Genomic DNA, 23,077 nt, shown 5'->3' with positions numbered 1-23,077 from the left:
ATAAGGAATACTCCTCAGTTGATTGGGTGAAACTACTTATCAATGAATACAAGATTGGGTACGCTAACCACTCATGAGGGGGAGGTAGTTATGGATAACAGAAAAGCATGTATAGTGCAGCGTGATCGTACGGTATTGCTTGAATGCGGACATGCTACATTTGAAGAAGCACGCGAGCAACTTGTCTGTTATGCAGAATTAGTTAAGAGCCCTTCTTCATTCCATACCTATCGAATAACACCACTTTCTCTTTGGAACGCTGCTTCTTCAGGATGGTCTTCTATCATGGTGAAGGACAGTCTTCAATCATTATCACGCTGGGATGTTCCGTCTGATCTATTGCAGGATGTACATGAGTTAATCTCTCGTTACGGGAAGCTAACTCTTTATTGTAATCCTAATATAGCTCATCAACTCATTCTGAGAACTTCAGATCAGGGTTTAATGGATGAGATCTTTCAAAGAGCGGGTATGCTCAATCATGGAATGCAACGAATCTCGGCGACAGAGATTTCGTTAAACGTAGCCAAACGAGGGTTGTTGAAGCAAGAATTAACCAGAATCGGATACCCGGTATTAGATTTGGCAGGATATGATGATGGGCAAGCCCTGTCGCTATCTTGGAAAAGTGAAGGTCATACCGATGCTAAAGCCTTATTACATATGAGGGACTATCAGAACGCTGCAGTGAAAGCATTTGAAGGTTCGCCTGGTAGCGGGGGGAGCGGAGTTGTTGTACTTCCATGTGGTTCAGGCAAAACGGTGATTGGAATAGCTATCATGGCGAAATTGCAATGTGAGACGCTTATTTTAACTTCAAATACAACTTCTGTCAGACAATGGATTGATGAGCTGAATAGTAAAACAACGCTGAACTCTTCTGAGGTTGGTGAGTATTCAGGGCAGAAGAAAGAAGTGAAGCCCGTAACAGTAGCTACATACCAAATTCTTACTCATCGAAAGAATAAAGCTAGTGAGTTTGAACATATGAAGTTATTTAATGAACGCCGATGGGGTCTTATTATATATGATGAAGTTCATCTTTTACCTGCACCAGTATTTCGTGCAACTGCCGAGATTCAGGCGACACGTAGGTTAGGATTGACGGCAACGTTAATACGTGAGGATGGATGTGAGCAGGATGTATTCTCATTGGTGGGGCCGAAGAGATACGATATGCCATGGAGACAACTGGAGGCGGAAGGTTGGATCGCGAAGGTTGATTGTATTGAGATTAGGGTACCCATGCCTGTAGAATTGAAGAATGAGTACCACTGTGCTGAAGGTAAGCATAAATTTCGGATTGCAGCAGAGAATCCAGCTAAACTATCTGTGATCCAGCGAATTCTGCAACGGCATTCACAGCTAGGTATATTAGTTATAGGCCAGTATTTAGATCAATTGGAGCATATCGCATCATCTATTCATGCACCACTTATTACTGGGAAAATGCCACAGCATGAGCGAACAACCTTGTATGATTCTTTTAGAAAAGGTGAGATTACGATTCTTGTCGTCTCTAAAGTGGCTAACTTCGCTGTAGATCTACCAGAAGCCACTGTGGCAATAGAAGTGTCAGGTAGCTTCGGATCACGGCAAGAGGAGGCTCAGAGACTCGGTAGAATATTACGCCCTAAGTTGAAGTCTACAGATAATAAAGCATATTTCTACACCTTAGTCTCTAAGGATAGTAAAGAAGAGGATTTCGCAATTCGGCGTCAGTTATTTCTAATTGAGCAGGGGTATGAATATGCGATCCAGAGCCTACCAGATATAGAATACATTCCAATTCATGATGGAATAATAGATGAATTTACAGAGGGAGGTCAACTTCTTCTATGAAAGAAGTAGATGTATCCAATGTAACAAGCGAGCAATCCTTGTTGAAAATAATCTATATGAATTTTGCGAGTCAGCTATTTGATGATACACAATTCATGAAATTAAGAATGCTGGGTTATAGCGGAGCGGAACATTTGCTCTTGTTCCTTTCTTTGAGAAAGAAAGGAAGAATACGTACGGTTATGAAGTCATGGGGTGAACGTAGGTATTACATCCCTATAGAACAGTTACCACGAATCCATCAAGCATTGTTTAACTATATCCCACCTAAAGTGGGAGCAGAAATTCAAATTATCAAAGCAGCAAAGCCTGGTATTGTACTTGATCTGTTTAATGCTCTCGTATTCATCGCTCAAGATCAACTTTTGCTTAATTCGAAAGGGATCATACATAAAAAAAGTGTTCAAAGGCTGAACAAAAAGCTTCAATTAAAGGAAGAGGATCTGGGCCAGCATGTATTACAATTACGCGATAACGAAGGTGAACCACGGCATATCACTTTCGTCTTAGAACTGCTAGATCGTTTGAATTTGGTGCATAGGGAAAACAAACGGATAGTTGTGCATGAGGAAATATTGTCTATCTGGTTAACAATGAATACGGAACAAATGACCAGTATCCTTGTGGTATTAATTAGTGAGCGTGTGGGTTTATCTGATACTGAGAGGCAGCATCTATTCGGTCTGCTATCACAACCAGAAGTATTATCAGGTCAGTGGATTGGAATGAAGCATCTGATCGACTACTTTACTGAGCAACAGTTGCTTAACCGAACACGTATTGACCAGATCACCACGATTGCGAGTGCTTGGATTACGGCCTTAGCGGGCTTGGGGTGGATGGATGTAGGGGAGTCAGATGACGACCATCAACCATATTTTCGCTGGAAGGTTCCACTTGAACTAGTACGAAATGCTTTGTTTTACGATGAGGTGAAATTATCTCCATCCCAATTGGACACACCTCCTATTCCTTGTGGCTTCTATGTACAACCTGACTTTGACATCATTGTACTGCCTAGCATTTCTTATTCTATCCGCTGGACATTATCGATGTTCACAAGTCTTCTTAACAATGATTTGATATCCATTTATAAGCTTACGATGGAAAGTGTCACACAATCTATACGAAGAGGATTAGGAATAGCGGAGATTATTTCTTTTTTAACTATGAATAGTGAAGTGGAACTCCCGGATCATATTGTATTAACCCTTGAAAAATGGGATCAAGAGTTGAATCATACTGATCCTAATCCTATGTCATCCGAATGTCAGTGTTGGTTAGTGGGGTTATTAGTAGAGGATGAACAAAATAAAGAGACCTTTATTAAACAATTTGGAAACGAAGATGCAACCAGGCAATACCCCTATGCCGTGGATGATGAAATCCCTCAACCCCAATTATTATTTCAACAGTATGAGCAAGTCCCAACGATGTGGGTCAAGGATTTCAGAAGCTATCATATTTCGACGGTTAGGCAAATAATAGAACAAGCAATTCTCCTGAAGACGAAGGTCAAGTTATCATTGGATGGGGAAAAGGTAGATTTCATCCCATTAATGTTTTCAAATAACTCAAATGTGATTTCAGGAGAAAGATATAATCCAACAACGAACCAGTATGAAATGATTGAATTAAATTACGATGATTGGAAAGAAATGAAATTAATCATTCCTAGTTTCACCTAATTTGCTTCTATTTCACGCCATGGAAACCTCTTCATAAGCTACGAAAGATATGTTATGATGTAATAGTCTGCGAAAGTAATAATATCAACTTTTTCTAAAGAATAGAGGATGAAGTTCATGAGCGTATCAGAATTACAGACCTTTGACATGGCAGAAGTGTTGACGTACGCCTATGAATTAGGTGATTTGATCAATCAATCTGTCGATGTGTCAGATTATTTATATTGGAAGCAGCAAGTTGATGTACATGAGGGTGTCCAAGCCCTAATTAAGAAACTAGCCGCTAAGAAAGAATTGTTTGATGAAACAGAACGTTTTGGACATTTCCATCCGGATTATCATGCCGCTCAAGATGCTGTACACGCTGTGGAGTTAGAACTTGAAATGTTTGAGGAAGTTCGGAATTTCAAGTGGGCTGAGAAGAAGTTAGATGATATGCTTCACCAAATGTCAGAGACGATAGCATTCTCCGTATCAGAAAGTATTAAAGTACCTAGTAATGATCCACAACCTAAGGGATGTGGCAGCGGGGGTAGTTGTTCTTGTGGTTAATGAAGGTGTTGAAGGAAAGGTGGTTAGTAGATGTTTTCGGAACGGACAGGGTTTATAATTTGGGTCCATGATATAAAAGCAGCTCGTAATCTAGAAAAGTATGGAACCGTTCATTATATTTCTAAAAAGATGCATTATGTTGTGATGTATGTAAATGCTGACCGTGCAGAAGAAACCGCCAAGAATATTCGTAGGCTATCTTATGTACGTAAGATTGAACGCTCCTATAGAAATGAAATCCAGACTGAATATAGTAGTGATATCCCGGATAAAACAAGCTATTACGGTCTATAAATAATACGGTCCCTTGGGGCCTTTTTTTGTTTAAAATGAATCAATTTCATAATCGCCTGTATATGTAATTGTTTCGTTATAATAGAATTACGAAAGGGGAGGTTCATGATGAATTTTCACCAATTACATATATTTCACACGGTTGCTGAACGTGGGAGTTTCTCTTCAGCAGCTCAGATGCTACATATGACACAACCGGCAGTAACGATGCAGGTACAGGCTTTGGAAGACTACTTCGGGACGAAATTACTCATACGTGGCAGTAAGAAAATTGAATTAACAGAAGCAGGAAAGACCCTAATTCCTTATGCCCAACGAAGTATTGATATTATGCGAGAAGCGGATGTGGCCATGTCTTCATTTACACATATGTTGCAAGGTCGATTACAACTTGGAGCTAGCTTAACTATAGGTGAATATGTGTTACCAAGATTATTAGGTCCGTTTGGGCAACAATATCCTCAGATTAATATCGTAATGAAAGTGATGAATACGGCACAAATTATAGATGATATCTGCAAGCACCAGCTGAATTTCGGATTGATCGAGGCACCTATTCATCATCCGGATATGGTCGTAGACGTTGTTATGAAGGATGAGTTGAAACTGATTGTTCCTGCTGACCATCCTTTAGCGCAACAAGATGTAGTAGATTTAAAAGATGTAGTTCAATATCCGTTTGTATTACGTGAACAGGGGTCTGGGACTCGTCAAGTGATGGAGGATCAATTTATTAATAAGGGAATAAATCTAGAACAACTTAAGGTTGTTATGGAGCTAGGTAGTACAGGTGCCGTGAAGTCAGCTGTGGAAGCGGGACTTGGGATCACCATGTTATCTCCATCATCGGTCAAGCATGAGATCGCCTTAGGAATTGTGAAGATGATTGATATTAAAGATGTGGCATTTAGAAGGCAGTTCTATGCTATCCATCTGAAGTCAACCTTATTGCCTATTTCAGCGGTAACATTTCTGACCTTTCTACGGCAACAAACGTAATTATAAGATCAGAACATATGTTGTAATCAGAAGGAGAAATGATGATATGAACAATCAGTTGGGACGATGTGACCTTCATACACATACACAAGCATCCGATGGGATGCAACCCGCTTCGGTTAATGTTCAGCTAGCCAAAGATAAAGGCTTATCTGCCATTAGTATCACTGATCATGATACTGTAGCGGGAATAGAGGAAGCACTAGTTGCGGGTGTAGAAGTTGGTATTACCGTTGTTCCAGGTATTGAAATCAGCACTCGTTCTGGAGGAAAAGAAATTCATGTACTTGGTTACTATATTAATTATAAGGATGACATGTTTCTTCAACGACTTGTTGGATTGCGTGAAACCAGGCAATCTCGAAATAGTAAAATCATCGAGAAACTTCAAAACTTAGGAGTCAATATCACGATGGAAGAAGTTATTATGGGGTTAGGCCGCACATTACTTCCTGATGAGAGTGTTGGTCGGCCACATATTGCAGATGTATTGGTTCATAAAGGGTATGCTACAGATATGCGGGATGCTTTCGATCGTTATTTAGCCGAAGGGGCTCGGGCTTTTGTATCTGAACCTCGTATTTCACCAATAGATGCATGTGTGTGGATTAGGGAAGCGGGCGGTGCACCAGTATTAGCTCATCCGGGAATCTATGGGGACGATATACTAGTAAGAGAGATTATAAAGAGTGCTGCGCCAGCTGGTATTGAAGTCTATCATTCTGATCATGAGAAAGAGGATGAGACTCGATACATGGCTATGGCTGAGGAATTTGGGCTTATTATAACTGGAGGATCGGATTTTCATGGCGCTAGGCAAGGTGTTGTATTCCATGGTGATATAGGTTCGGTTGCAGTCTCTACTGCAGTATTAGAACAATTGAGAAGATCCACACAAGCATAAATTTAATTTATTTTTGTGAATAAGGATAGATGAATAATAGAAGGACCTGACGTTGTTAATCTGTCAGGTCCTTCTGCTATAAGTTGACGTGTTATAAGTTAATTCTTAATAGTGCTCGGTAATTCTTTGATCCGTCTTTCATCCGGCGTAACGAATAATGTTTTCTGGTGGTCATAAATAACAAAACCAGGTTTCGATCCGCTTGGTTTGCGAACATGACGAATTAATGTGGAGTCTACAGGAACGCTACTAGATTCCTTCGCTTGGCTGAAATAAGCAGCTAGTTGTGCAGCTTCCTCAAGTGTCGCCTCACCGAATGAATCACTTCGGATAACAACATGAGAACCGGGAATATCCTTGGTATGCAACCAAGTATCATTAGGGCTAGCTAATCGATTGGTGACATATTCATTCTGGAGATTATTCTTCCCAACATAAATTTCAATTCCTTCAGATGATGTAAATACATGAAGCGTTGGACGATCATTCTTTTTCTTAACCTTCTTCTTTCGAGTCTTTTTACTTCGATCTCGTAAATATTGTTGTTGAATTAATTCCTCACGGATTTCTTCTATATCATTCATAGAGGCGTGAGAGAGTTGTTGTAATAAGTCGTCCATATATCGAATCTCTTCATGGGTTTTTATCAGTTGTTGATCAATGACTACTAGACTATTTTTGTATTTATTATATTTTTTGAAATACCGTTTAGCATTTTCTGTAGGGCTTAACAATGGATCCAATGGTACCGTCATTGTAGCTTGCTCATCATCATAAAAATTGGTTAATTCGACGGATTTGTCACCTTTATTAATCATATGCAGTGATGCGAAGATTAACTCACCCCAGATTCGATACTGATCGGCATCACCAGCTTCAAGTATATCTTCTTGGAGATGATCGAGTTTCTTCAAATTCTTAGCACGTTCATTGTGTAGAAAACGAAGTAGATCACTTACCTTTTGCTTGACGGTATCACGTTCTGCTTTATCCCCGTAATACTCTTCCAGACATTCACTAATTGAGTTATAGGTAGTCACATCACTGTGTAGCATGGAAAGTGATATCGCTGAGAATACCATCTTACCTTTCACGTTGGCTCCAATGGTCGGCTGATAATCATGCTTACTGACAGCCACCATGACCTGCGAAAAAGCCCTCCATAACAAGGTTGCACTGATTCTATTCTCATCACTAAGTACAGAATCCTGTTCTTGATTAGCACGATATACGACTTCTTGTGCGATTAAAGGACTTAATCCGCTGAAAGAATCTACAATCCAAGAGATAGGTTCTTGCTCAGTTTCCGTGTAGGCTTTGATAAATGAGTCTTGATCTACTTCAAGAGGATTAAGCTTATGCTGTTCCGGGGGTTCCGTATATGCAACACCAGGCATGACGATGCGGAAGCTGCTGATCGCAGGAGTAACGTGATGAATACCGTCTAGGATGATACCGCTTGAAGCATCCATAAGAATAATATTGCTATGTCGCCCCATCAATTCAATAATAATCTTCTTCAGCGAGACATCACCGAGTTCGTCTCGCTGGCGAATGGAAATGTGAATAATCCGCTCCATGCCTACTTGTTGGATGTCTTCGATTGTACCGCTCTCACAATGTTTACGCATGAGCATACAGAACATCGGCGCTTCCTGTGGATTAAGAAAGCTCTTATCTGTTAGATGCACACGTGGGTATGTTGGATTGACAGAGAGTAGTAGTTTGGAGTTCCCCTCTCTTGATCTAAGATTGAAAAGGATGTCGTGATTGTTCGGTTGATATATTTTACTAATACGGGCGCCCTTATAAACTTGAAGTTCTTGTACAATAGCCCTTGTTACGATGCCGTCTAATGCCATGATCTATATCTCCCATCTCTAATGATTGAACATGATTCCATCAATTCGACTTGCCCTTGAATAAAACCTTCATTCTCTATGATGCCATAGTTTAGGCAAAAACTTAAGAGCACGTTCTGTGATATTTTAACACCTGTCCGAATAGTATTACGATATACCAGGTGGAAAAGCTGTTGCACCATCGAAAATGAGGGTAGACCGGGAGGGAAAGGGAAGCATGGAATTGAAAAAGTGGCATCAGATGGATGTGGAAGAACTACAACATGTCATGGGTGTTCAATCGCAGCAAGGCCTCACGGAAGAAGAAGTAGAACATAAGAGGACCCTGAGTGGTTGGAATGAACTAAGTGAAGGCAAACGCATTTCTCCAATCATTCTTTTTTTGAATCAGTTCAAGGATTTCATGGTCGTGGTATTAATGGGAGCCACCCTGTTGTCAGCTATTCTAGGTGAATATCTAGACGCTGTTACGATTATCGCCATCATCCTGTTGAACGGCATACTTGGATTTGTACAAGAGTTCAGAGCTGAACGTTCGCTTCGAGCACTGAAGAATCTATCAGCACCAAATGCGAAAGTTCTCCGTGGTGGTAAAGTGAATATTATCCCCACAAGGCTGCTTGTACCCGGTGATGTTGTTCTATTAGAAAGTGGGGATCGAGTTCCTGCGGATGTACGTTGGATGGAGACCAATAGCTGTAGTGTAGAGGAGTCTGCACTTACGGGTGAATCTTTACCTGTATCGAAACATTGCCAAGTGATTACTGAAGAAGATGTACAACTAGGAGATCAGAAAAATATTGGGTTTATGGGTACGATGATGACTCGTGGTACAGCTAAGGGGATCGTCATTCGCATAGGAATGGATACTGAGATGGGTAAGATTGCAGATCTCATTCAGAGTACAGAGGCACAAGAGACACCTTTACAACACAGATTGGAACAGCTCGGCAAAATATTGATTATATTGTCCTTAGCTCTTACTATTCTAGTGGTTGTCGCAGGGATCTTACACGGACAGCCTCCCATGGGAATGTTATTGGCGGGTGTTAGTCTAGCTGTTGCAGCAATTCCTGAAGGATTACCGGCCATTGTCACGGTTGCCTTGGCACTCGGTGTGCAACGGATGATCAAGCGTAAAGCTATTGTTCGTAAATTACCTTCTGTAGAAACACTTGGATGTGCATCTGTTATCTGCTCTGATAAGACAGGAACATTAACCCAGAATAAGATGACCGTCACTTCAATCTGGGTTGGGGGGCGTTCCTTGGAGGTAACAGGGGATGGTTATGCTCCCATAGGACAAATATTAGAGAAAAAACAACCCATAGATCTTAAGAATGACCAAGGATTGCGGCGATTGCTACAGATCGGAGCATTATGTAATAACTCCGAGATTGTAGAGGTCACGTCAGACGAGACACGTGGTAAAAGAAAGGTAAAAGATGATGTTAAAGATACCACTTGGGATTTGAAAGGGGATCCTACTGAAGGAGCACTTATAGCGTTATCTTCCAAGATGGGGATGAACTCTCATTCGTTAGGAAGTCTGTATCAACGAGAGCTTGAATTTCCATTCGATTCTGAACGGAAGCTAATGTCGGTTATTGTATCCCATCAAGGCGGGAGACTCATCTATACGAAGGGAGCACCAGATGTCTTGCTGAATCAGTGTTCACACATTCTGTGGGGAGGAAATATTGTTCCACTCACAGGGATGATGAGACAGCAAGTATTAACGGCTAACGAGAGCATGGCTTCAGGAGCATTACGTGTGCTAGGAACAGCTTATCGGGAATTACGACCACAAGAAAGGGTGGAAAGTGAAGCAGATGCAGAATCACAGCTTGTCTTTGTTGGGTTAGCTGGAATGATCGATCCTCCACGACGTGAAGTCCGAGATTCAATAGCGACATGTCGTCGTGCAGGGATAAAGACAGTGATGATAACAGGAGATCATGGAACTACTGCTGAAGCGATTGCCCATCAATTAGGTATTTTGCCACGAGGAGGAATTTCACTTAGTGGGCAAGAATTAGCGAAGCTTAATGATGATCAGCTGGATGCGAAGGTCGATCAAATTTACGTCTATGCCCGTGTATCCCCAGAGCATAAACTACGAATCGTCAAATCGCTTCAACGTAAAGGACATGTCGTCGCTATGACAGGTGACGGAGTGAACGATGCACCTGCCATTAAAGCGGCAGACATCGGTATTGCAATGGGTATAACGGGGACTGATGTCACCAAGGAAGCCTCATCATTAATTCTCAGTGATGATAATTTCTCTACGATTGTTGCTGCGATTGAAGAAGGTCGTAATATTTATGAGAACATACGTAAATTCATTCGATATCTATTGGCATCCAATGTAGGTGAGATCCTCACGATGTTGTTTGCGATGATGTTGGCATTACCACTACCTCTTCTACCGATTCAGATATTATGGGTCAACCTAGTAACAGATGGTTTACCTGCTATGGCATTAGGTGTAGACCAACCAGAGAAAGATCTGATGGAGCATAAGCCAAGAGGTGCAAAAGAAAATATATTTGCCCGCCGCCTGGGTTGGAAAATAATTAGTCGTGGAATATTAATTGGACTCTGCACGCTTGCAGCATTTTGGCTCACACTTCGTGTCGCACCAGATCAAGATGGACAGTTACTGAAGGCGCAATCTGTTGCTTTTGCAACTCTGGTAATGGCACAATTATTCCATGTGTTCGATTGCCGTAGTTCACGTTCTGTATTTCATCGAAATCCATTCCAGAACAAATATCTAGTACTAGCAGTACTATCCTCTGTACTCCTCATGCTAGGTGTGTTCTATATCGAACCGCTCCAACCGATATTTAAAACTGTACCACTTGGATTTCGTGAATGGGCAATCTCACTTGTAGCAGCTGGAATACCGACCTTCCTGATGGGCGCAGGGAGTGTATGGGGTGGAAGAAAGCAAAGGCGCAATGGATCGCAACGTATTATAGCAAATAGTACAAAGATTTCAGCATAAAGTTAATAGATTATGACCCCTCCCTCACGATATGCTTATTTACAATATAATCAGCAATCATGAAGGAGTGGGGATCATTGGAATTCACAAAAATGCATGGACTAGGCAATGACTTTATAGTTATATATGGTGAACAGGAGTTACCGCAAAATGCAAACGAGTTAGCGATTCAATTATGCCATCGTTTTTTTGGAATTGGTGCAGATGGTCTTGTCTATATATTGCCTTCAGATATTGCAGATTTCCGCATGCGTATTATCAATTCAGACGGTTCAGAAGCGGAGCAATGTGGAAATGCTATTCGCTGTGTGGCGAAATACGTATATGATCATGGGTATGTAACAGCGGATGAAATAACGATCGAAACCTTAGGGGCGGGTGCACAGCAAGTTCATCTTCATATGAGGGATGGTAATGTAGAGAAAGTTACCGTTGATATGGGGGAACCTATTTTAGATGGTGTTCAAATACCGACAACGCTCACCGCTAACCCGATTGTGAACTATCCCGTTGAGGTGGAAGGTAATTCATTCCAATTCACAGCGGTCTCTATGGGGAATCCGCATTGTGTGATTTATGTCGAAGATGCGTGTTCATTTGATCTTGAGAAATGGGGTTCTGCATTAGAAGTACATCCTCTTTTTCCTAAAAAAACAAATGTTGAATTTGCAACAATACGGGATCGCAGTCACGTAGATATGAGAGTGTGGGAACGGGGAGCGGGTCCAACTCTTGCCTGTGGTACAGGGGCTTGTGCGACGCTTGTCTCCTCTGTTCTGAATGGGACAACAGAACGTTCTGCTTGGATTAGCCTCAAGGGTGGCGATTTATTCATTGAGTGGAATGAAGTGGATAATCATGTATATATGACAGGACCTGCAACAGCTGTATATACAGGTACGATAGAAATATAAGTTGAATAGATTATTGTACAACCTATTAATAGCCACTTATAGCCACAATCCTAAGTACCTAAATATCGAAAGATATCTAGGTCTTAGGATTTTTGTTTGAACAATACAATGCTTATCATTCATAGTGATCTATGATACATTTATACGAAACTACTTTCAATGTGGAGGGGCAATCATGAAACCGGATTTACGTAAGGCATTGGAGAACAATGTGTTAATCGGGGACGGAGCAATGGGTACTTTTTTATATCAAATGGGTTTTCCTGTGGGAATATCATATGAAGAGTTCAATCTGACAGCGCCTGAAGTAGTAGCGGATGTTCATCGTCGCTATATTGCTGCAGGGGCGCAAATATTAGAATCTAATACCTTTTCAGCGAATTTCGATAAATTATCCAAATATGGTCTAGAGTCCAAAGTAGAAGAAATTAATCGTGCGGGTGTTCGGATTGCTCGAGAAGCAGCAGGGGCAGATGCCTATGTGGTAGGTGCTGTAGGATCTATTCGTGGTGGGAAAAGAACCAATATGTCTACGAAGGAATTGAAACAATATTTCGCAGAACAAATTTCAATTCTACTTGATGAAGGCGTAGATGGTATATTGCTAGAAACATTCTATGATGTTGAAGAGCTGCTGATTGCACTGTCCAGAGTACGTAAGCTTAGTGATATTCCTGTCATCTGTCAATTTGCGGTTGAAGATGTTGCACGAACATTAGATGGATATACAATGCCGGAGGCCTTCCGTATTCTTCAACAAAAAGGCGCTGATATCATCGGCTTTAATTGTCGCACTGGACCCAATGGCATTATGCGGGCAGTTGAAAGTCTTAGTGGTCAATTATCAGTACCTGTCTCTGTATTTCCGAACGCAGGGGTTGCGGATTATGTGGATGGAGAAATTCGTTACACTGCAAAGCCGGAATATTTCGGACAGATGGCTGTGAGATTTGCTGATTTGGGTGCCCGAATTATTGGCGGATGTTGTGGAACAACACCTGAACATATCCAAGAAATATCTCAGGCTCTTCACGGGTACATACCGAAGCCAATTGATAGAACCCCTGTAATGGAGCTGGAAGCGCCAATTGTTATACAAGATAGCCTAGAGGGTAATATTGAAGATGACGATCGTGAGCCGAATCTTGTTGATCTTGTTAAACAGCGGCATACAGTGATTGTTGAGCTGGATCCTCCACGTGACTTGGACATCAAAAAGTTCATGATTGGAGCTAAAGCGCTGAAGACGGCTGGTTGTGATGCATTGACTTTAGCTGATAACTCACTTGCAGTAACTCGTATGAGTAACATGGCATTAGGGTATTTAGCTCAAGCTGAGATTGGCATCAAACCTTTGATTCATATTGCATGTCGAGATCGTAATTTGATAGGCACACAATCTCATCTTATGGGATTTGATGCACTTGGTATTGATCATGTTCTTGCTGTGACAGGTGACCCTGCTAAATTTGGAGATTTACCAGGATCGAGTTCTGTATACGACCTGACATCCTTTGAGATTATACGTATGATTAAACAACTCAATGATGGGGTTGCTTTCTCAGGTAAACCACTGAAGCAGAAAGCGAATTTCCAAGTAGGAGCGGCCTTTAACCCTAATGTGAAGTATCTTTATAAGGCTGTAGAACGATTAGAGAAGAAGATCGCTGCAGGTGCAGATTACATTATGACGCAGCCTGTCTATGATCCGAAATTAATTGTAGCGATTAAAGAAGCAACGGCACATTTAGACACACCTATTTTTCTAGGGATCATGCCTCTAGCTAGTGGTAGAAACGCGCAATACTTACACAATGAAGTTCCAGGGATTCAATTATCCGAAGAGGTACTTACCCGGATGTCTGGTCTCGAGGGTGAAGAAGGAAGAGCTATGGGTGTAACCATTGCTAAAGAATTGGTTGAAGTCGCCATGGAACATTTTAATGGGATTTATATTATGACTCCTTTTATGTTTTATGATATGAGTGTACAACTGATGGAGTATGTGTGGGAGAAGTCAGGTAGAGAACTATCCCCCTTGTTTCGATCATAATTATCAATTACAATAGGTAAATGGATGTGGTGCCGATGTCATTCAGTATGACCGGATACGGTCAATCTAGTCTGCAATATGCAGGTTATAAGGTTGAATTAGAGATCAAGTCTGTTAATCATCGTTACTGTGAAGTTGTACTTCGAATGCCTCGTGAATGGACGTGCTTCGAGGATGTTCTAAGAAGAACAGTGCAGCAGTACGTGAAGCGCGGGAGGGTCGATATCTACATTAATAAAGAGGCGGATTTGGAGAATGTGGCTTATGCTACGTTAAATCACTCCGCCGTTAAAGCGTATTTGCATGCTGCTGATCAACTGAACGTCCAATATGGACTGGAGGGGAAATTAACAGTTAAGGATATACTCGCACTTCCTGATGTTCTACTATCTCCAGATCGTGTACCGATTGATAATGAAGAAGATATGGAGAAGTGGGGGGATGTTCTTCAGGAAGGACTTCGGAAAGCTCTAGAGAGTCTGATGACGATGCGGCGTAAGGAAGGGCAACATTTAATGCAGGATGTTGAACAACGATTAGAACGTTTACAGGTGTTACATGATGAGATGGTAACTTATGCCCCACATGTGGTAGAGGAACATCGCAACAAGCTCAGGCAAAGGCTAACCGAACTTCAGGATAATTCATTCACTTTAGATGACCAGAAGTTAGGGATGGAGATCGCTGTTTACGCAGATCGTTCAAACATTGACGAAGAATTAATTCGACTGCAAAGCCATTTCAAACAATGCAGGGAATTGCTTCTTGCGGATGAAGTGATTGGACGGAAATTAGACTTTTTGATTCAGGAAATGAATAGGGAAGTTAATACGATCGGATCGAAATCCAATTATTTGGCTCTGGTAACCCGCGTTGTTGAAATGAAAGCGGAACTAGAGAAAATTCGAGAGCAAGCAGCGAATATAGAATAAGTAAGAGTGCATTTACGGACAGCGTTGTGTCAAATGTATAGGGGGAAAAACTGAGATATGGCAATCAAACTCATTAACATCGGCTTTGGGAATATTGTGTCAGCGAATCGTATTGTCTCAATCGTTAGCCCAGAATCTGCGCCTATTAAACGTATCATTCAGGAAGCGAGAGACCGGCATATGCTGATCGATGCAACCTATGGACGCCGGACGAGAGCTGTCATTATTACTGACAGTGATCATGTCATATTATCAGCGGTACAACCGGAGACGGTTGCTCATCGTCTATCGAGTAAAGATGATGATAATGACGAATAAGATGGAGAGAAGTATGTCTAAAGGATTATTAATCGTATTATCCGGTCCTTCTGGAGTGGGTAAAGGAACTGTATGTAATGCACTTCGTGGTAAAATGGATAACTTGGTATACTCGGTGTCTGCGACAACACGTAATCCACGTGTAGGTGAAGAGGACGGAGTGAACTATTTTTTCAAATCCCGTGATCAATTCACAGATATGATAGAACATGACCAGCTTCTTGAATATGCTGAATATGTTGGAAACTATTATGGAACACCTCGTGATTTCGTCGAGCAGACACTTCTTAGTGGGAAAGATATTATTCTTGAAATAGAAGTACAAGGCGCACTTAAAGTGAAAGAAAAGTTCCCAGAAGGAATATTTATTTTCTTGCTTCCACCTTCATTGGATGAGTTGGAAGGTCGAATTAGAGGTCGAGGAACCGAGAGCCAAGCTACGATTGAGCATCGGCTTTCAGTAGCGGTTGATGAAATTGGTCTAATGGAGCATTATGATTATGCTGTTGTTAATGATCAGATTGATCAAGCGTGCAAACGAATAGAATCTATTGTTATTGCCGAGCATTGTAAGGTTAGAAGTAGTGGCATCTGAATCTGGAACCATTGTACTTCATAATAAAAGAAGAGGTGTCCTAACATGTTATATCCTTCCATTGATGAAATGATGAACAAAGTTGACAGTAAGTATTCTTTAGTTGTAGCATCTTCACGTCGAGCAAGACAACTGCGTGAAGGCGGTAAAACGCTACTTAATGCTCCAAAGTCCCATAAGTATGTTGGTGTTGCACTTGAAGAAATATATGCTGATATGATCGTTGTTGAACCTGGAACAGAGGAAGAAAACAATAAGTAGTTGTGATACGATTGTATAGCATTGAATGAAGTCTAATTACGCAACAACCGTAAGGTTGTTGTTTTTTTTCAATTTAAGAAAGTATTTTATGTATTCCAGATGAAAGGTGGAGGTATTCATGCTGAGTGGTAAAAAAATAGTGCTTGGTGTTACTGGTGGGATTGCTGCCTATAAAGCAGCTTCGTTAGTGAGTAAGCTTGTGCAAAAAGGTGCCGATGTCCATGTCATTATGACTGAATCAGCGCAGCAATTCATAACGGAACTTACATTACAGTCACTATCTAAAAACCCTGTATACAGCGATACTTTCGACGAACGTGAGCCTTCGGTGGTTTCACATATCCATTTGGCAGATCTAGCCGATCTAGTTATTGTTGCTCCAGCAACTGCCAACATGATAGCTAAAATGGCACATGGACTTGCCGATGATATGTTGTCTACGACATTGTTAGCAACAACAGCCCCGATCATGGTTGTACCTGCTATGAATGTGCACATGTATCAACATCCAGCAGTCATTGATAATATGAGGATTCTGAATGCGAGAGGTGTATCCTTTATAGAGCCTGGTGAAGGTTTATTGGCATGTGGATATGTAGGCAAAGGCCGTATGGAAGAACCGGAAAGTATCGTACAAATTGTCGAACAGTTCTTCTCTGGAGCATTGCAGGACAAGCCTCAACTTCTTACAGGAAAAAAGGTTGTTGTTACCGCAGGTGGGACCATTGAACGAATTGATCCAGTTCGCTACATAACGAATGACTCATCCGGCAAAATGGGTGTCGCTATCGCTAAAGCAGCTCACGATATGGGTGCAGAAGTTGTTCTAGTCGCGGGACATATTGATGTTGTACCCCCAATCAATATTCAAGTGGTGCGTGTTCAATCTGCGCAAGAGATGTTTGATGCAGTTCTGGAACATTGGGAAGACAGCGATATTGTTATTAAAGCAGCTGCTGTGGCGGATTACAGGCCTCTTCATACTGCGGATCGTAAAATGAAGAAGTCTGGTGATACCATGACACTTGAATTAGTGAAAACGGTAGATATTTTAGAACGGCTAGGTCAAATAAAGAAATCGCAATTTCTAATTGGTTTCGCAGCGGAGACGAACGATGTTGAGAAATATTCACGTGAGAAGCTTACCCGTAAAAATTGTGACTTAATGGTTGCTAATGATGTGACATCTGAAGGTGCAGGATTTCGGTCAGATACGAATATTGTGCAAATATATGATCGACTAGGACTTGTTGAACAGTTACCGATGCTCTCCAAAGAGGATGTAGCTCAGCGCTTATTGACTATTGCAGCTACACGAATGGGTGGAGTTCACTCTTGATGGAAATAGCCAAGGTCATTGTTGATGTTGCAGTTAGGGAGACAGACCGTCCATTTGATTATCTGATTCCGGATTCCATGCGAGCTTGGATTGAAGTCGGCAGCCGGGTTGGCGTTCCGTTCGGGCATCGTACTGTGCAAGGATTCGTCATAGCCATCCAACCACAAGAACAAAGTGGATCGTTCAAAATGAAACCCATACAAGAAGTGTTGGATATCATTCCTCCTCTATCAGTCGAGTTAATAGAGTTAGCACAGTGGATGAGTCAGCAATATGCTTGTCGCTTCATCACGGCTTTACAAGTAATGGTTCCCACAGCGTTAAAGGGCAAATCGGAACGTTATATTTCTCTAGCGGATTCGAATGAAGAACGGCAACTCAGTCCAGAATTAGAAGATAGTCTCTTTGCGAGGCAAACTTTTGTCCAGCTAGGGGAAGAAGAAATTATTGACTTTGTTCGACGTAAAGCTGAAGTGACAATGCAACAGCTTAGCCATGCTTTTCCAGATCAAGCGTCCACTTTGAAATCATTGTTAAGAAGAGGCATACTGCAAGAAAATCGGCACATTAAGGATAAATTGCAGAAAAAAACGATGAAAGCTGTTCATTTGGCAATCGGTAGCGAGGAAGCTCTAGAGGTTATAGATCAATTTCCAGCCAAAGCCAAACGTCAGAAGGAAGTACTCCAATTCATATATGACTCGAAGGAATTGCTTCCTCTACCTATGAAAACAATTATGTCTGCATTACAAGTGACTTCAGGTACGGTGAAAAGTCTTGTTGATAAAGGATATGTGACGGTTGAAGATGTTGAAGTATTACGAGACCCCTATCAGGGCCGTCATTTCGAACCAACGACTCCACTCACTTTTACGGAAGAACAACAGAACGCATATGACCGAATTGTGGATACATTAGAGTCACAGGAGCATGGTGTATTTCTGCTTCATGGTGTGACGGGTAGCGGGAAGACCGAGATTTACTTACAGAGTATACAACGGTGTTTGGAGCAAGGGCGAGAAGCTATTGTGCTTGTACCTGAGATTTCATTGACGCCTCAAATGGTTGAGCGATTCAAAGGACGGTTTGGTGATTTGGTTGCCGTGATGCACAGCCGCCTATCAGGTGGGGAACGCTATGATGAATGGCGTAAGATTCGTGAAGGTAAAGCATCTGTGGTGGTTGGTGCTCGATCGGCTGTATTTGCACCATTTACTAACTTAGGTCTGATCATTATGGATGAAGAGCATGAAACATCATATAAGCAAGAGGAAAGTCCGAAATACCATGCGCGGAATGTGGCGGTTCATCGTGCGCAACAAATTGGTGCAGTAGTCATTTTAGGCTCCGCTACACCCTCCTTAGAAACCTATCATGCGGCAAGATCTCATGCTAATCCTGATTTCTCGCCTTGGTTATTGGAGATGCCAACACGTGCGTTAGGCAATAAAATGCCTGAAGTTCATATTGTAGATATGCGTGAAGAATTACGTGTAGGAAACCGCTCTATGTTTAGTCGAACTTTACATGAAGCCATTGCTACACGCCTAGAAAAGAAAGAACAGATGGTCTTGCTGCTTAATCGACGGGGATATTCAACATTTGTTATGTGCCGAAGTTGTGGTTATGTAGCGGGTTGTCCAGAATGTGATATATCATTAACCTTTCATCAGAAGTCGAATAATTTACGTTGTCACTACTGTGGATATGCAGAATCTGCACCACAAGTGTGCCCAGAGTGTGGTAGCGAGCATATTCGTTTTTTTGGAACAGGTACACAGCGTGTGGAAGAGGAGCTTGCGAAGTTATTCCCAGGAATTCGTGTTATCCGTATGGATGTAGATACGACAACGGAGAAAGGCTCTCACGAAAAGTTACTGAAACAATTCGGAGAGAAGAAAGCCGATATCCTTCTCGGAACACAAATGGTCGCTAAAGGTTTAGATTTCCCTGATGTTACGTTGGTTGGAGTCATTACTGCCGATTCGGCGCTTAATCTACCAGATTTCCGTGCAGCAGAGAAAACATTCCAGTTATTGACACAGGTAGCCGGACGTGCAGGTAGACATCAATTACCCGGTGAAGTATTTATTCAGTCATATACACCAGAACATTATTCTATTATCCATGCGAGTGGGCATGACTATACTTCTTTTGTTAGAGATGAGTTTCGTCACCGGAAAGGGCTTCATTATCCACCATATTGTCGGTTAATTCTTGTAACCATGTCCCATGAGCAGCTTCCACTACTATTGAGGATGTCCGAGAACATGGCTATTACGCTGCAAGGTAAAGCGAGACAACGGGGCTGGTTGGGTAGTCTCGATCGGTTATCAGCAGATGCCTTAGATATTCTTGGTCCTATAGCTTCTCCTATTCCTAGGATTAAAAATAGATACCGATTCCAATGTATGATAAAATGGCGTGGGAACATCGATGCTATTGGGCTTGTCTTAGAGGCAGCTCATCAGATAGAGGATGCGGTGCATGATCAACATTTTCAAATTAGTGTAGACATTGATCCTCAAATGCTAATGTGAGTAACATGAATCAATTTCATAATAGTTTACGTGATTATGAAATTGATTCACCTATTATTCAATCATTTCGTATTATTAATAAATGAACTTTTATTTAAGGAAGGTGTTAGTTGTAATGTCCATTCGAATTATTGTTATTGAACCTGATGAAGTGCTCCACCAGATGGCTAAAGAAGTAAAGAAAATTACACCAAACGTTCAGAAATTATTGAATGATATGGCAGATACGATGTATGACGCTGAAGGCGTAGGTCTTGCTGCACCTCAAGTTGGAATTCTTAAACGATTAATTGTCGTTGATGTGGGAGATGAGAATGGATTGATCAAATTGATTAACCCTGAAGTTGTCTCTGCTGAAGGAGAGCAGTTCGGTCCTGAAGGATGTCTAAGCATTCCTAAAATTAATGGTGATGTTCGACGTGCTGAGACGGTAACGGTTAAAGGGCTTGATCCAGAAGGTAAGGAAATTACGATAACGGGAAGTGGACTATTAGCTCGTGCCTTCTTACATGAGATTGACCACTTGAACGGTGTACTATTCACTGACATTGCAGAGAAAGTGTATGAATATATTCCAGAACGACTTGGAAAGGAATGACGACATCATGAATATCGTATTTATGGGAACACCGGCGTTTGCGGTTCCCAGTTTGCGTATGCTCCTTGAAGAGGGGTATCAGGTTGTTGCCGTCGTGACACAACCTGATCGCCCACAAGGTCGCAAGCGAATACTAACACCAACGCCCGTGAAGGAAGTAGCCCTTGAATACGGTTTACCTGTGTTGCAGCCTGAACGTATGCGTAATAAGGATGCAGTAGAAGAACTAGCAGCATATAAACCTGATCTAATTGTAACAGCAGCTTATGGTCAGATTCTTCCTAAAGCAGTATTGGATCTGCCAACACGTGGTTGTGTTAACATTCATGGATCGCTATTGCCTAAGTATCGTGGGGGGGCACCTATTCAACGATCCATTATAAACGGTGAGTTGGTGACGGGTGTTACTCTGATGTACATGGCAGAGGGATTGGATACCGGAGATATGATTGCTCAGGTAAAAGTGGCTATTGAGGAAAAAGATACATCCGGCACCATGTTCGAGAAGCTAAGTAAGGTCGGAGCCACTTTACTACAAGAACAACTACCTAACCTTCTTGAAGGTATAGTTACCAGAATTCCACAGAATGATGTTGATGCTTCTTATTCGCCAAATCTCAAGCGTGAAGATGAACGAATCGATTGGAACCGAAGCGCTCGAGAAATTTTCAATCAGGTTCGTGGATTAGTTCCTTTCTCTGGAGCGTTTACTCTGTGGGAGGGTGAGGTATTCAAAGTATGGGCGGCTTCCCCCTCCGCTATATCTTCACAGCAGGATGCTACACTTCCCGGCACGGTTCTTGAACTAACTGAACTTGGAATAGAAGTGAAGACAGGTGATGGTTCGGTCTGGTTGACTAAAGTTCAGCCTAGTGGAAAGAAAGTCATGGAAGTTGAAGCGTTTGTTCGAGGTACGAGTATGGTTAAAGGAACAGTATTGTCATGAGCAATGATCGTAAACCCAACAAGAATCACACAGTAACCGCGCGTGAATTAGCATTGGACGTATTAACTAAGGTAGAACAGGAAGGCGCATATAGTAACTTACAGTTGAATGCTGGATTGCAAAAAGCCGCGTTAATCCGCGAAGATGTAGCATTGACAACGGAATTAGTGTATGGAACAATCGCTCGTCTGAACACGCTAGACTATTTCTTAAGAAGATATGTGGCCAAAGGATTGGACAAGCTACAACCATGGGTGCGCAATCTATTACGAATGAGCTTATACCAATTGATGTATTTGGATCGAATTCCGCCACATGCGGTAGTGAATGAAGCTGTTAATATAGCAAAGAGTAAGGGACATCAAGGGATTTCCGGGATGGTAAACGGAGTGCTACGCAGTATACTACGTAGTAAGGAAGAGTTAGTTATACCTGAAGGACTAACCCCAGCTGAAAGAATAGCATTACAGCATTCCCATCCGAAATGGTTGGTGAAACGTTGGATTACGCAATACGGCGAACAGGCTGCTGAAGAGATTTGTATTGCCAACAATACACCTCCTTCGATCAGTGTACGTGTGAATACAACGATGATTAGCCGTGAGAAGCTAATGAAGGTGATGGCGGAACAAGGTATAGAGGCAATGCCTTCTTCACTGACATTGGAAGGCATTCTCATCAAGAGTGGTGGGAATATGGCCTTAACGGACTGGTATCGTGATGGATTATTATCCGTACAGGATGAAAGTTCTATGCTAGTCGCTGAAGCTGTTGGACCAATGCCTGGCATGAGAATTCTAGATTGCTGCGCTGCACCTGGTGGTAAGACCGCACATATGGCTGAGTTAATGAAGGATGATGGACATATCATCGCAAATGATATGTACCCTCATAAAGAGAAACTTATCCGTGAACAGGCCGAGCGTCTGGGACTTTCTTCAATTGAGACAGTTGTTGGAGATGCTCTGAATTTGAGTGAAGCATATTCGGAATCTTCCTTTGATCGTATTTTACTGGACGCTCCTTGCTCCGGACTTGGCGTGATCCGACGCAAACCTGACCTGAAATGGGCTAAGAAGCCGGCTGATATTGAAGGGATTGCGACTTTGCAATATGAACTCCTAGAGAAGATTTCGCCCTTGTTACGAGTGGGAGGAATCTTGGTATACAGCACTTGTACAATTGAGCCACAAGAGAATGAAGAGATGGTGAGACGATTCTTGGAGAACCATCCACAATACGGACTAGCTGAGGAGCATCCATCTTCATGGACTGAACTACAGAGAATTGCTCTATCACGTGGTGGAGGTATACAAATCTTACCTCAAGATTTCAAAAGTGATGGGTTCTTTATTGCTCGGATCCAGCGAATCTCTTAGTATTGTAAGGTCAATTTCTAGTAAATGAGTTCCCATAATCCGCTAGCC

General features: G+C 41.8%; 19 protein-coding genes. 18 read left to right on the top strand and 1 reads right to left on the bottom strand.

Going from position 1 to position 23,077, the window contains the following annotated elements; translation table 11 throughout:
* Positions 1 to 90: 90 nt before the first annotated feature.
* The 6 genes from LPB68_RS04510 (at position 91) to LPB68_RS04485 (ending at position 6,279) form a co-directional block, all read left to right on the top strand.
* Complete coding sequence (locus tag LPB68_RS04510) at positions 91 to 1,842, top strand: DNA repair helicase XPB (RefSeq protein ID WP_068659787.1); 1,752 nt, start codon at positions 91 to 93, stop codon at positions 1,840 to 1,842.
* Positions 1,839 to 3,530: a hypothetical protein gene (locus LPB68_RS04505; RefSeq protein ID WP_068659789.1), complete on the top strand. Its 1,692-nt coding sequence runs from the start codon at positions 1,839 to 1,841 to the stop codon at positions 3,528 to 3,530. The genes LPB68_RS04510 and LPB68_RS04505 overlap by 4 nt, the downstream gene beginning before the upstream one ends.
* A gap of 117 nt (positions 3,531 to 3,647) precedes the next feature.
* A complete protein-coding gene (locus tag LPB68_RS04500) occupies positions 3,648 to 4,082 on the top strand; it encodes a YlbF/YmcA family competence regulator (protein ID WP_068659791.1) in 435 nt (144 codons plus the stop codon).
* A 30-nt stretch (positions 4,083 to 4,112) separates the two neighbouring features.
* The gene (locus tag LPB68_RS04495; RefSeq protein WP_068659793.1) at positions 4,113 to 4,376 is read left to right on the top strand and encodes a YlbG family protein; all 264 of its coding nucleotides are present in this window, start codon (positions 4,113 to 4,115) and stop codon (positions 4,374 to 4,376) included.
* Between the two features lie 108 nt (positions 4,377 to 4,484).
* On the top strand, positions 4,485 to 5,375 hold the full coding sequence (locus LPB68_RS04490; protein WP_068659795.1) for a selenium metabolism-associated LysR family transcriptional regulator: 891 nt from the start codon (positions 4,485 to 4,487) through the stop codon (positions 5,373 to 5,375).
* A 46-nt stretch (positions 5,376 to 5,421) separates the two neighbouring features.
* On the top strand, positions 5,422 to 6,279 hold the full coding sequence (locus LPB68_RS04485) for a PHP domain-containing protein (RefSeq protein WP_068659797.1): 858 nt from the start codon (positions 5,422 to 5,424) through the stop codon (positions 6,277 to 6,279).
* A gap of 98 nt (positions 6,280 to 6,377) precedes the next feature.
* On the opposite strand, the gene LPB68_RS04480 is transcribed toward LPB68_RS04485, so the two are convergent.
* The gene (locus LPB68_RS04480; protein WP_068659799.1) at positions 6,378 to 8,141 is read right to left on the bottom strand and encodes an Rqc2 family fibronectin-binding protein; all 1,764 of its coding nucleotides are present in this window, start codon (positions 8,139 to 8,141) and stop codon (positions 6,378 to 6,380) included.
* 217 nt (positions 8,142 to 8,358) lie between these two features.
* Between LPB68_RS04480 and LPB68_RS04475 the strand changes: the two genes are divergently transcribed.
* The 12 genes from LPB68_RS04475 to rsmB all read left to right on the top strand — a co-directional run bounded on the left by LPB68_RS04475 (position 8,359) and on the right by rsmB (position 23,029).
* The gene (locus tag LPB68_RS04475) at positions 8,359 to 11,154 is read left to right on the top strand and encodes a calcium-translocating P-type ATPase, SERCA-type (RefSeq protein ID WP_068659801.1); all 2,796 of its coding nucleotides are present in this window, start codon (positions 8,359 to 8,361) and stop codon (positions 11,152 to 11,154) included.
* A gap of 77 nt (positions 11,155 to 11,231) precedes the next feature.
* A complete protein-coding gene (gene dapF / locus LPB68_RS04470) occupies positions 11,232 to 12,068 on the top strand; it encodes a diaminopimelate epimerase (protein ID WP_068659803.1) in 837 nt (278 codons plus the stop codon).
* A 175-nt stretch (positions 12,069 to 12,243) separates the two neighbouring features.
* Entirely contained in the window at positions 12,244 to 14,121 is a 1,878-nt protein-coding gene (locus LPB68_RS04465) for a bifunctional homocysteine S-methyltransferase/methylenetetrahydrofolate reductase (RefSeq protein ID WP_068659805.1), read from the top strand.
* Between the two features lie 35 nt (positions 14,122 to 14,156).
* Positions 14,157 to 15,053 (top strand): YicC/YloC family endoribonuclease, encoded by an 897-nt coding sequence (locus LPB68_RS04460; RefSeq protein ID WP_068659807.1) that lies wholly within the window; start codon positions 14,157 to 14,159, stop codon positions 15,051 to 15,053.
* A gap of 57 nt (positions 15,054 to 15,110) precedes the next feature.
* Positions 15,111 to 15,371: an extracellular matrix/biofilm regulator RemA gene (remA, locus tag LPB68_RS04455; RefSeq protein ID WP_044876249.1), complete on the top strand. Its 261-nt coding sequence runs from the start codon at positions 15,111 to 15,113 to the stop codon at positions 15,369 to 15,371.
* Positions 15,372 to 15,384: 13 nt separating this feature from the next.
* Complete coding sequence (gene gmk / locus LPB68_RS04450; protein WP_068659852.1) at positions 15,385 to 15,966, top strand: guanylate kinase; 582 nt, start codon at positions 15,385 to 15,387, stop codon at positions 15,964 to 15,966.
* Between the two features lie 45 nt (positions 15,967 to 16,011).
* Positions 16,012 to 16,227: a DNA-directed RNA polymerase subunit omega gene (gene rpoZ, locus LPB68_RS04445; protein ID WP_068659809.1), complete on the top strand. Its 216-nt coding sequence runs from the start codon at positions 16,012 to 16,014 to the stop codon at positions 16,225 to 16,227.
* Positions 16,228 to 16,345: 118 nt separating this feature from the next.
* Entirely contained in the window at positions 16,346 to 17,566 is a 1,221-nt protein-coding gene (gene coaBC, locus LPB68_RS04440; RefSeq protein ID WP_068659811.1) for a bifunctional phosphopantothenoylcysteine decarboxylase/phosphopantothenate--cysteine ligase CoaBC, read from the top strand.
* Positions 17,566 to 20,106 (top strand): primosomal protein N', encoded by a 2,541-nt coding sequence (gene priA, locus LPB68_RS04435; RefSeq protein WP_068659812.1) that lies wholly within the window; start codon positions 17,566 to 17,568, stop codon positions 20,104 to 20,106. Before coaBC ends, priA begins: the two co-directional genes overlap by 1 nt.
* Positions 20,107 to 20,221: 115 nt before the next feature.
* Positions 20,222 to 20,704 (top strand): peptide deformylase, encoded by a 483-nt coding sequence (gene def / locus LPB68_RS04430; RefSeq protein WP_068659814.1) that lies wholly within the window; start codon positions 20,222 to 20,224, stop codon positions 20,702 to 20,704.
* Between the two features lie 7 nt (positions 20,705 to 20,711).
* Entirely contained in the window at positions 20,712 to 21,650 is a 939-nt protein-coding gene (gene fmt / locus LPB68_RS04425) for a methionyl-tRNA formyltransferase (RefSeq protein ID WP_068659816.1), read from the top strand.
* A complete protein-coding gene (rsmB, locus tag LPB68_RS04420) occupies positions 21,647 to 23,029 on the top strand; it encodes a 16S rRNA (cytosine(967)-C(5))-methyltransferase RsmB (protein ID WP_082865765.1) in 1,383 nt (460 codons plus the stop codon). The genes fmt and rsmB overlap by 4 nt, the downstream gene beginning before the upstream one ends.
* Positions 23,030 to 23,077: the final 48 nt, after the last annotated feature.

Source organism: Paenibacillus crassostreae (assembly GCF_001857945.1).
Taxonomy (GTDB): Bacteria; Bacillota; Bacilli; order Paenibacillales; family Paenibacillaceae; genus Paenibacillus_AQ; species Paenibacillus_AQ crassostreae.
This window is presented reverse-complemented; position numbering and strand designations above follow the sequence as displayed.

Excerpts from the sequence above, each read along its gene's own strand:
- LPB68_RS04505 (WP_068659789.1), top strand. The coding sequence starts at position 1,839 with ATGAAAGAAGTAGATGTATCCAATGTAACAAGCGAGCAATCCTTGTTG.
- priA (WP_068659812.1), top strand. The coding sequence starts at position 17,566 with ATGGAAATAGCCAAGGTCATTGTTGATGTTGCAGTTAGGGAGACAGAC.
- remA (WP_044876249.1), top strand. The coding sequence starts at position 15,111 with ATGGCAATCAAACTCATTAACATCGGCTTTGGGAATATTGTGTCAGCG.
- fmt (WP_068659816.1), top strand. The coding sequence starts at position 20,712 with ATGAATATCGTATTTATGGGAACACCGGCGTTTGCGGTTCCCAGTTTG.
- LPB68_RS04500 (WP_068659791.1), top strand. The coding sequence starts at position 3,648 with ATGAGCGTATCAGAATTACAGACCTTTGACATGGCAGAAGTGTTGACG.
- gmk (WP_068659852.1), top strand. The coding sequence starts at position 15,385 with ATGTCTAAAGGATTATTAATCGTATTATCCGGTCCTTCTGGAGTGGGT.
- LPB68_RS04485 (WP_068659797.1), top strand. The coding sequence starts at position 5,422 with ATGAACAATCAGTTGGGACGATGTGACCTTCATACACATACACAAGCA.
- def (WP_068659814.1), top strand. The coding sequence starts at position 20,222 with ATGTCCATTCGAATTATTGTTATTGAACCTGATGAAGTGCTCCACCAG.
- LPB68_RS04495 (WP_068659793.1), top strand. The coding sequence starts at position 4,113 with ATGTTTTCGGAACGGACAGGGTTTATAATTTGGGTCCATGATATAAAA.
- LPB68_RS04510 (WP_068659787.1), top strand. The coding sequence starts at position 91 with ATGGATAACAGAAAAGCATGTATAGTGCAGCGTGATCGTACGGTATTG.
- LPB68_RS04490 (WP_068659795.1), top strand. The coding sequence starts at position 4,485 with ATGAATTTTCACCAATTACATATATTTCACACGGTTGCTGAACGTGGG.
- rsmB (WP_082865765.1), top strand. The coding sequence starts at position 21,647 with ATGAGCAATGATCGTAAACCCAACAAGAATCACACAGTAACCGCGCGT.
- rpoZ (WP_068659809.1), top strand. The coding sequence starts at position 16,012 with ATGTTATATCCTTCCATTGATGAAATGATGAACAAAGTTGACAGTAAG.
- LPB68_RS04480 (WP_068659799.1), bottom strand. The coding sequence starts at position 8,141 with ATGGCATTAGACGGCATCGTAACAAGGGCTATTGTACAAGAACTTCAA.
- LPB68_RS04460 (WP_068659807.1), top strand. The coding sequence starts at position 14,157 with ATGTCATTCAGTATGACCGGATACGGTCAATCTAGTCTGCAATATGCA.
- LPB68_RS04465 (WP_068659805.1), top strand. The coding sequence starts at position 12,244 with ATGAAACCGGATTTACGTAAGGCATTGGAGAACAATGTGTTAATCGGG.
- coaBC (WP_068659811.1), top strand. The coding sequence starts at position 16,346 with ATGCTGAGTGGTAAAAAAATAGTGCTTGGTGTTACTGGTGGGATTGCT.
- LPB68_RS04475 (WP_068659801.1), top strand. The coding sequence starts at position 8,359 with ATGGAATTGAAAAAGTGGCATCAGATGGATGTGGAAGAACTACAACAT.